The 236-nt window shown below is 66.1% G+C and carries 1 protein-coding gene; it reads right to left on the bottom strand.

All coding sequences use genetic code 11. The annotated features are described in order from the left end of the window. Positions 1-236, bottom strand: a 236-nt coding sequence (locus tag QN345_RS20345) for an aldo/keto reductase (RefSeq protein WP_323509274.1), incomplete at both ends; no start/stop codon positions are given.

Genomic DNA, 236 nt, shown 5'->3' with positions numbered 1-236 from the left:
GATCGAGCGGGCCCGCCCGTCGGCGCGGATCGCCTCGAGGGCCCGCCAGGTGTCGACGTACTTGTCCTGGCGCGGGGCCGGCCAGTGGATCAGGTACAGGTCGACGTAGTCGAGCCCGAGCTTGCCGAGGCTCTCGTCGAAGGCACGCAGGGTGCTGTCGTAGCCGTGGTCGGCGTTCCACACCTTGGTCGTCACGAAGCTGTCTCTTATACACATCTGACGCTGCCGACGAATAG

The sequence above is a fragment of the Cryobacterium sp. 10I1 genome, assembly GCF_035019805.1.
GTDB classification, from domain to species: Bacteria; Actinomycetota; Actinomycetes; order Actinomycetales; family Microbacteriaceae; genus Cryobacterium; species Cryobacterium glucosi.
The sequence above is the reverse complement of the archived record's forward strand: the minus strand, read 5'-3'. Positions and strand labels throughout refer to the sequence as shown.